The sequence below is a fragment of the Acinetobacter sp. ANC_7503 genome, assembly GCF_056780035.1.
On record NZ_JBWYJA010000020.1, the window covers coordinates 1 to 8,694 of the forward strand.

General features: G+C 35.6%; 7 protein-coding genes. 5 read left to right on the forward strand and 2 right to left on the reverse strand.

Annotated features, from left to right (window positions below; translation table 11 throughout):
• Window positions 1–218: 218 nt before the first annotated feature.
• The 4 genes from AC1M9M_RS14615 to AC1M9M_RS14630 all read left to right on the forward strand — a co-directional run bounded on the left by AC1M9M_RS14615 (window position 219) and on the right by AC1M9M_RS14630 (window position 5,303).
• Window positions 219–1,133 carry a LysR family transcriptional regulator gene (locus AC1M9M_RS14615; protein ID WP_035270297.1) on the forward strand — a complete coding sequence of 305 codons (915 nt, stop codon included), beginning with the start codon at window positions 219–221 and terminating at the stop codon, window positions 1,131–1,133.
• 386 nt (window positions 1,134–1,519) lie between these two features.
• A complete protein-coding gene (locus tag AC1M9M_RS14620) occupies window positions 1,520–2,890 on the forward strand; it encodes an MFS transporter (protein WP_035270292.1) in 1,371 nt (456 codons plus the stop codon).
• 83 nt (window positions 2,891–2,973) lie between these two features.
• On the forward strand, window positions 2,974–4,245 hold the full coding sequence (locus AC1M9M_RS14625) for a DcaP family trimeric outer membrane transporter (protein ID WP_481596689.1): 1,272 nt from the start codon (window positions 2,974–2,976) through the stop codon (window positions 4,243–4,245).
• A gap of 164 nt (window positions 4,246–4,409) precedes the next feature.
• Window positions 4,410–5,303, forward strand: a complete 894-nt coding sequence (locus AC1M9M_RS14630) for a LysR family transcriptional regulator (protein ID WP_092766282.1) — start codon at window positions 4,410–4,412, stop codon at window positions 5,301–5,303.
• Window positions 5,304–5,393: 90 nt separating this feature from the next.
• Here the strand turns inward: AC1M9M_RS14630 and AC1M9M_RS14635 are convergent, their stop codons facing one another.
• Together AC1M9M_RS14635 and AC1M9M_RS14640 are read right to left on the reverse strand one after the other, a co-directional pair.
• The gene (locus tag AC1M9M_RS14635) at window positions 5,394–6,155 is read right to left on the reverse strand and encodes a 3-oxoacyl-ACP reductase (RefSeq protein WP_481596690.1); all 762 of its coding nucleotides are present in this window, start codon (window positions 6,153–6,155) and stop codon (window positions 5,394–5,396) included.
• Between the two features lie 78 nt (window positions 6,156–6,233).
• Entirely contained in the window at window positions 6,234–7,304 is a 1,071-nt protein-coding gene (locus AC1M9M_RS14640) for a zinc-binding metallopeptidase family protein (protein ID WP_481596691.1), read from the reverse strand.
• 321 nt (window positions 7,305–7,625) lie between these two features.
• Here AC1M9M_RS14640 and AC1M9M_RS14645 point away from each other — a divergent pair.
• Window positions 7,626–8,694, forward strand: a 1,069-nt coding sequence (locus tag AC1M9M_RS14645; protein WP_481596692.1) for a BapA/Bap/LapF family prefix-like domain-containing protein, incomplete at its 3' end; no start/stop codon positions are given.

The following is an 8,694-nucleotide window of genomic DNA, read 5'->3' on the forward strand; positions in this document are numbered from 1 at the left end:
ATTTTAATGAGGACTAAGGTTTGAGTTTGCATCGTTGCGACCGCCATCTTGTGTGGGCGGATCGTCGGGATTTCAACGAGCAAGGTTTCAACTGATGTAATCATTTCCACTCTACGCATTCTTGCATTGTGTATTTCATGTGGTATACCTTAAAAGAATGCAAAAATAGAGTCGAAGATCATTTTTGCATTTTAATATATTTTAAAGGTATGGAAGTCATGGAGCTTAGACATCTACGATATTTTGTCGCAGTGGTAGAAGAACAAAGTTTTACAAAAGCAGCCGAAAAGTTATTTATTGCGCAGCCACCATTAAGTAGACAAATTCAAAATTTGGAATCAGAGCTTGGCATTGCTTTATTTGAGCGAGGTAGCCGTCCATTAAAAACAACACAAGCCGGTTATTTCTTTTATCAGCACGCAGTGAAATTACTTGCCAATGCTGAAGAAGTTAAGTCTATGACAAAGCGGATAGGTCTAGTTGAACGTACAGTAACAATGGGGTTTGTCGGGTCACTGCTTTATGGGCTGCTTTCTAAAATTGTATATTTATATAGGCAGCAGCAACCCCACTTAAAGATTGAACTTGTTGAAATGACCACGTTAGAACAAGTTAAAGCACTCAAAGAGGGGAAGATTGATGTTGGATTTGGGCGGCTTAGAATTTCAGATCCAGCATTGAAGCGAATTTTGCTTCGTGAAGAGCGCTTAATGATGGCAGTGCATGCAAGTCATCCTTTAAGTTTAAAAAAAGAAGGTGTTTATCTATCTGATATTTCTGATGAAAATATTTTTTTATACCCTAGCCATACAACCCCTAGCTTTGCAACTCAAGTCCAAGCCTTGTTTGCAGAATATAATTTAGAACCTAAAAATATTCGTTTGGTGCGAGAAATTCAGCTATCTCTTGGTTTGGTTGCAGCTGGTGAAGGTATTTGTATTGTCCCAGAAAGTGCGAAATCAATTCAGCTATCCCATTTGCTTTACATCCCAATTTTAGATGAAACTGCAGTAAGTCCAGTATTTATGACGATACGTAATCTAGATGAGAGCGAGGACATCATGTCTCTAATAGATTGTATTTACCAAGTGTATGATTTAGAAGCAATTAAGTATGATAGAAATTTAATTTAGATAGGGTCTAATACAATAATTAGACTTAGGTCTAAAGCTATTGGATAAAAAATAGCAATCAAAAATCTTAAATACTCAAAATAACTACGACTTTAGCTTATGCCCCGAAAAGGGGCTTAATTTTTTTTGATAAATTTCAAACAAATAATTTTAACTTTGAAGAAAAAGTAGGTTGCAATAAAAAATTCAAATTAGAAATTCTCAAAGAATTTTTTTTTTAAGTAATTATTCGTCTAATTTTTATTCAATCATAATAGAAATAAGCCCTCGAGATTATTTAGACCTTGAAGGTATATATATAGATATATTCGGTTTTGGACATTTTTTCAGCTTTAAGTCAATGTTGCGTCATATTTTTGGAGAGTTTATTTGCAGGAGGCGCAACCTTGGAAGCAAACAAATTAAATATCAATCGTGTGATTGATGATGCTAAGTTCACACCATTTCATTGGGGTGTATTGTTTTGGTGCTTATTGATTATTATCTTTGATGGTTATGATCTTGTCATTTACGGAGTTGCATTACCTTTATTAATGCAGGAATGGGCATTAACTTCAGTACAAGCTGGATTGTTAGCAAGTACAGCTTTATTTGGGATGATGTTCGGTGCTATGTCATTTGGTACATTATCAGATAAGCTTGGTCGTAAAAAAACCATCATGATTTGTGTGGCAATCTTCAGTGGATTTACATTTTTGGGGGCATTTGCATCAAATCCGACTGAATTTGGTATTTTACGCTTTCTTGCTGGTCTGGGTATTGGCGGTGTGATGCCTAACGTTGTTGCTTTAATGACTGAATATGCACCTAAGCGAATTAGAAGTACTTTAGTTGCTCTTATGTTCAGTGGATATGCAATTGGTGGTATGACGTCAGCATTATTAGGTGCTTGGTTAGTTCCACAATATGGCTGGAAAATTATGTTCTATATCGCTGCATTGCCTTTAATCGCATTGCCGTTGATTTGGAAATTCCTACCAGAATCTTTGATGTACCTGACCAACAAAAACCAAACCGAGCAAGTGCGAATTAATGTTAAGAAAATCGCACCTGAAAAAAATATTACTGCTGACACTCAATTTGTATTAGATGAAGTCACAGCAGGTGATGAAGCTCCTTTAAAAGCATTATTCCAGCAAGGTCGTACCTTTAGTACATTCATGTTTTGGATCGCATTCTTTATGTGTTTGCTTATGGTTTATGCTTTAGGAAGCTGGTTGCCAAAGCTTATGATTCAAGCGGGTTACTCGCTTGGTGCAAGTATGATCTTCCTATTTGCATTAAATATCGGTGGTATGGTGGGTGCAATTGGTGGTGGATATCTTGCAGATCGTTTCCACATCAAAAAAGTACTTACAATTATGTTCGTGTGCGGTGCACTTGCACTTATCCTTCTCGGCTTTAATAGTCCACAAATCGTGTTGTATACGCTAATTGCAATCGCGGGCGCTGCAACGATTGGCTCACAAATTCTACTTTATACATTCGTCGCACAATATTATCCGTCAACAGTTCGTTCAACTGGTATGGGGTGGGCATCTGGTATTGGTCGAATAGGTGCAATCGTAGGTCCAGTACTCACCGGTGCTTTGTTAACCATGGAACTTCCGCACCAAATGAATTTCTTGGTCATCGCAATTCCTGGTGTGATTGCAGCCTTAGCAATTTTCATGGTGAATCTGAAAAATTCAGTAGATGGTAAAATTGCTCAGGAAGAATCTGTACACTCTTCTAAAGTCGTAGAACAAACTCAGTAAAAATTCTTTATAAATAAGACAGCTACCAGAAGGTGGCTGTTACTTACACTTTTAAACCATTTTATAGGATAAGAGAGATTAGGATGATCTTTTCAAACAAACCTTTTACTTTAAGTTTAATCTCATTAGCTGTTTTAACATCTACTGCAGCATACGCGAATAGTCCACAACAGTCTGAAATAGAGCAACTACGTCAAGAAATTGAAGCACTTAAATCAATGATGGAACAACAACAGAAGAATGCTGTTGTACAGACAAAATCGATTGAGACATTAAAAACTGAATCTGTTAAACCCCAACCAAAACTAAATGTTGGTAAAGATACCACTTTTAATTTTTATGGAAATGTTCGTCTAGATGCTTCATATCAAGCTGAAGGTAGTGGGTTAGATCGCCTATATAATAATATTAATAAGGTTCCTTTAACCGGTAATAATGAGGCGAGTGATCAGCTTAAGTCGACTCTATCAGCAACACGTTTAGGTTTGGATATTCATAGTCAAATCAATGATAAAAAAGTTTCAGGTAAAGTTGAAGTCGACTTTTTGGGTGGAGCTGGATTAGATAATCTTCGTATACGTCATGCTTATATGAATTACGATAAATGGTTAATTGGTCAAACTTGGTCTAACTTTGCTGTGCCAGACTATATGCCTGAAACGATTGATGCCTTAGGTTATGTGGGTGGTGCTGTAAAACGTACACCTCAAGTTCGTTATAGTATGAGTTTAGCACCTGCAACAGGCTTGGTCCTTGCAGCAGAAGATCCAAAAGATGGATTATCTAAAATGCGTACACCTGCAGTCACAGCGCGATTGAATCATCAATTAAATGATGATGCTAAACTCAGTTTACGTACTATGGTCAATGAAAAGAAAACAGAAGTTGATGAAGTCGTTGCATGGGGCGTAGGACTTGGTATGCAATATAAATTAGCTCCTTCAACTACACTGAAAGCTGACTACTATCATGTAAAAGGAGATAGTAGTTTTGTTTCATGGACGAATCCTGGTATCAGCCGTAGCTCATCTGGTGAAATTTTAGATGAGAATGAATTTGACTCAATTACCATAGGTCTAACGCAGCAATTTAATCCTCAATGGCGTGGAACTGTTGGTTTTGGTTATATGAATCAAGATGTGACAAATGCTTATCGAGGTGGTGCAGTAAATCTGACAGAGATCAATAAGGAGCTTTGGCAAGGTTGGGTCAATGCATTCTATAGTCCGATCAAACCGATTAGCCTTGGATTGGAATATGTGTATGGTGAGCGTAAAGCTGTAGTATCTGCACCAAATGGTTCTAACACAGGTGAGGATAATCGTGTAAGTGCTGTAGCAATTTATAATTTCTAAATTATTCAAACTTGAATTATGATAAAAAGAGCGATTTTTCGCTCTTTTTTTATGGGATGGTTTTAGAGAATGTCAGAATAGATCCTAGAAAAAATAAAAATATAAAAGTACTATGAGATCTTGTTTTACTTTACATTCTCATCTACTAGGAGAAGGCGCGTTTCGTGTACGAATTAGATTGCAAATTACTCAGTATTTTTTTTCATGTTTACAAATTTAAAAGTGTCTCGGTTGCTGCTGAACAATTGCAGATGAGTCAACCTGCTGTAAGTAATATTCTTAATAAAATTCGACAACATTATAACGATCCGCTTTTTTTAAGAATTGGGAATGAAATGATCCCGACGGAATTATCAAAGCAATTATTCCCATTGGTCAGTGAAGCATTAAGTAAAGTTGAAGCGATTAATAATTTTACGATCGATTTTGATGAAGCTATATCAGATCAACAATTCACCTTGGCGATGACTGATGTTTCGCATTTAGTATTACTGCCTAAGATTTCCCAATATCTAAAAGCAAAAGCATCTCATGTCAGATTAAATGTGCGTCCAATAACTTCTGAAACAAGTTATCAAATGGCAAATGGTGAAATTGATCTTGCATTAGGATTTCTGCCTCATTTGGAAAATGGCTTTTATCAACAAAAACTATTCGAGCAATATTATGTTGTAATTGCAGCAAAAGATCACCCTCGTTTAACGGGAGATTCAATCAGCAAAGAGCAGTATTTGGCAGAATCACACATTGATATTGATGCGGGAATGGGGCATTACCATATTGAAAATGAGCTGTTAAACCTTGAACTTAAAAGAAATATTTTAATGCGATTACCAAGTTATCTTGGTGTTGGTCTTGTTGTTCAAGAAACTGATGCGATTGCTACAGTGCCTTATTATTTGAGCGAAGTTTTATTATCACGAGGAAATTTAAAAATCTTTGATGCACCTATTGCTTTCCCGACATATGGTGTTAAACAATACTGGCATATGTCCTGTCATCATAAGACCAGCCATCAATGGCTTAGACATATGTTTCATGAAATCCTTGTAAAATAACACTCATAAATACTCTATGAGCAAGCGATTGGGGTTATATAGATAGGCTATTCCTTAAATAAAAAATAGCCTAAGCTCTAAGCATCGTTATTAATTTTTAACTAAACCGCCATCCACTATTAAATTTTGACCAGTAACAGCTTTGGAGTACGGTGACAAAAACATTAAAATGGCTGAAGCAAACTCATCAGGAGTGACTACTTTACGCAAGGGAGTAGCAGAAGCAATATAATCAAAAACTTCCTGTGGCGTGCTTTTACTTGCATCAGTTTGTTGAAGTAATCCACCAGACAACATATTGACATTAATTCCAAACTCACCTAATTCATGAGCACATGTTCTCGTCAATGCGAGAAGGGCAGATTTTGCAGTAGTATAGTCATGATATGGCACAACAGGATTTTGCACCAAGTTTGTTCCTATATTCACAATTCGACCGAATCGATTAGCTTTCATGTCGGCTAAAGCGGCTTGAGTGGTATTAAGGGCAGCTTTGACAGCACCCTCAAACTGAGTGTGCATATCATTCCATTGTATTTGTGAAATATTTGGTCTTGCATCCCCGTTAAATTTAAATCTAACGAGTGCATTATTCACAATTGAATGAATAGCTTCACCAAAATGCAGTTTGGCAGCGTTAAACATTTCTGAAACTTGATCTGCATCAGTAATATCTGCTTGATAACTAAAAACTTGATCAGGATGTGAAAGTTTTAATGTTTTAGCGGACTCATGACTACTATGATAATTGACAACGACACGAGCGCCTTCGCGCAATAATGCCTTGGTAATAGCCAAGCCAAGGCCTCGTGCCCCACCTGTAACGAGTACAATCTGTTCGTTTATTTTCATTTACACACAATCAATAAGACTTGGTGAAGATTGTATTTAAATAATAAGTAACTTCAACCTTTGATAAAGCAAAAATATTTATTTTTGAAATGAAATTTCTAATAGTTTGTGATGAATAAATCTGAGCTTGTCTAAGACTTTATCTGATAGCGTAAATGGGTATGCATCATCTAAACCCATACTGCGATTAAGTGCATTTAAGTTAAAAGTGATGGTTAACCAGTTTTGTAAAACAGTTTCAAAGTTTTTAGCACCAATCGGATTTTCTTCGATCGTCATACTTGGGAGATCAGCACGTTTAGATTGAACACTCAGACCCGCATAGTATGCTGTTTCTAAGGTATCCATCATATGTAAATAATGTGCCCAAGTCTCTGCCCAATCTTCCCATGGGTGAGCACTTGCATAGGAACTAATAAATTTTTTCTGCCAGTCTATGGGTGGACCTTCGTGATAATGTCGCTTTAAAGACTCAGCATAATCTTGTCGTTCATCTCCAAACATTACTCTGAACGCATCAATCAGATCTGGTCGAAGCTGTTGAATGAGATCGAAATAGTAATGCCCGCTTTCGTGGCGAAAATGACCGAGTAGGGTTCGATAGTTTTCACCCATTTTTATTCGGGTTGTTTCGCGGTATACGACGTCTGCTTCGCTTGCATTTAATGTAATTGTACCTTGAGCATGACCAGTTAAAACAGGAAGATCTGGTTCGGGCATCAAAAAATTAAATCTAAGTCCAAATTGATCTTGATCATTTTTTTTGGGTCTCGGCATGATATTTAGTTGTTGCATCATATAAAGGAAACGACGCTTCGCATGCTCTAATCTGCTCCAATAGATGGTGTGATCAGGGTTATTTAAATTTGGAATAATAGAGGTTAGTTTGCAAGAGTCACAGTAAATATCAGAACTTTCTGCAGGAATCATCCAATTGCATACATGATGATGCAAATAATTAAAACAGGGTTTATAGAGTTTATTTTTGAATTTGGGATTAATAGATTTCCACAACTGACTAGTATGTTTATGGAAACTTCCCATTTCTCTTTCTTCTACAACATATCCTAAATTAATTCCACAATGAGTACATGTAGAATTCATAAAAAAGATTTGCCGATTGCACTGCGCGCAAGAAAAATATTTCATAAAAATTATTCATTTTTTTGAGATTATACCATTGCGTTTTTCAAAAAAAAATTTGTGTTTCTGATATTAAATAATGAAAATTAAAAGCAAGAAAAAAGATGAACAATAAGTAAGCAATGTATTGAATTTGTAAATAGCAGTCTACTTAAGATCATTTAGTTGCTGTATAAAATAAAATCAATTTTATTAAAAAATAGTGTGATGCAAATCACAATATATTGAAATATATGATTTTTAATCTAAAAAAATCTTGATTAGAAAACTAAATGATCGTTTAATGCTATTAAGTAAAATTTCTTTAAATCTATGGGTATTTTGTATATGCAAACTCAGATTATCTCAAAAAAAACCTTGAATAATACGATCACTTCAGAGAGCAATATAATTAAAATTGTTGAAGACTCAGTTGTAATGATCGACGTGGCTCCTGAAGATGTTCAAGAGCTCATTGTGAATGAAAATCAGGTCATTATTAAATTAAATAACGGGGAAACAATTACTTTAGATAACTTCAATTATGAAACTTCAGATCTTGTTTTCCGTAATCAAAACGGTGAAATGTATGTCCTTGATTTCAAAAATGTAGAATATAACCCATTAGAAAATATCGAAGCTTTATTAGAGGGCGGTGCTGGAACTGGTGCAACAATATTAAATAATTGGTTAGCTGGTGGAGCATTAGCACTAGGCGCAGTTGGAGTTGGCGTTGCTGTATTTGATGCAGCTAATGGATCAAGTGACACAAAACAACCTTCCAAAGATCTCAGCAAATTAGTTGATGCAATCAATGATGCTAAAAATTCATTAAATCAATTGGATGGTGATGAAAAACAGCGAGTTGAAAATGCTATTAATGATGCAGAAGCTGTTTTAAAAGACCCAGAATCAAGTCAAGAATTACTTGACCAGACGGCTGATGATTTAATTTCTATTGTTGAAGATGCTTTAAAAGATCAAGAAGCTAAAGATGCTGCTAAATTAGAAGAAGCAATTAATAATCTTGAAGCTGATTTGGAAAATGCAAAGGATAAGTTGGAAAATGAAGATCTAAATGATCCATATACTGATGAAACTAAATCAGAATTAGAAAAAGAAATTGAAGAAGCTCAAAAGCTTGTAGATGACTTCAATAACAATATTGGTGATAAGCCAAGCATTGATGATGTAAACAACGCTCGTGATGAACTAAATAATGCTGTTGATAATCTAAAAACTGAATCACAGCAAGAATTTGAAAATACGCCTGCTACAGAAGCGGATTTAGTCGCGCTTGAGACGAAGGCGAATGAACTTCAAAAGAAACTTGATGACAATGCAGAGTTGGAAGAGTCAGCAAGATATACTGATGAAACACGTGATGCACTTCAACAAGAAATTAATGAAGCTTTAC

Bases quoted from the DNA above. Each gene is read 5' to 3' on its own strand.
- AC1M9M_RS14615 (WP_035270297.1), top strand. From the start codon at position 219: ATGGAGCTTAGACATCTACGATATTTTGTCGCAGTGGTAGAAGAACAA.
- AC1M9M_RS14625 (WP_481596689.1), top strand. From the start codon at position 2,974: ATGATCTTTTCAAACAAACCTTTTACTTTAAGTTTAATCTCATTAGCT.
- AC1M9M_RS14635 (WP_481596690.1), bottom strand. From the start codon at position 6,155: ATGAAAATAAACGAACAGATTGTACTCGTTACAGGTGGGGCACGAGGC.
- AC1M9M_RS14640 (WP_481596691.1), bottom strand. From the start codon at position 7,304: ATGAAATATTTTTCTTGCGCGCAGTGCAATCGGCAAATCTTTTTTATG.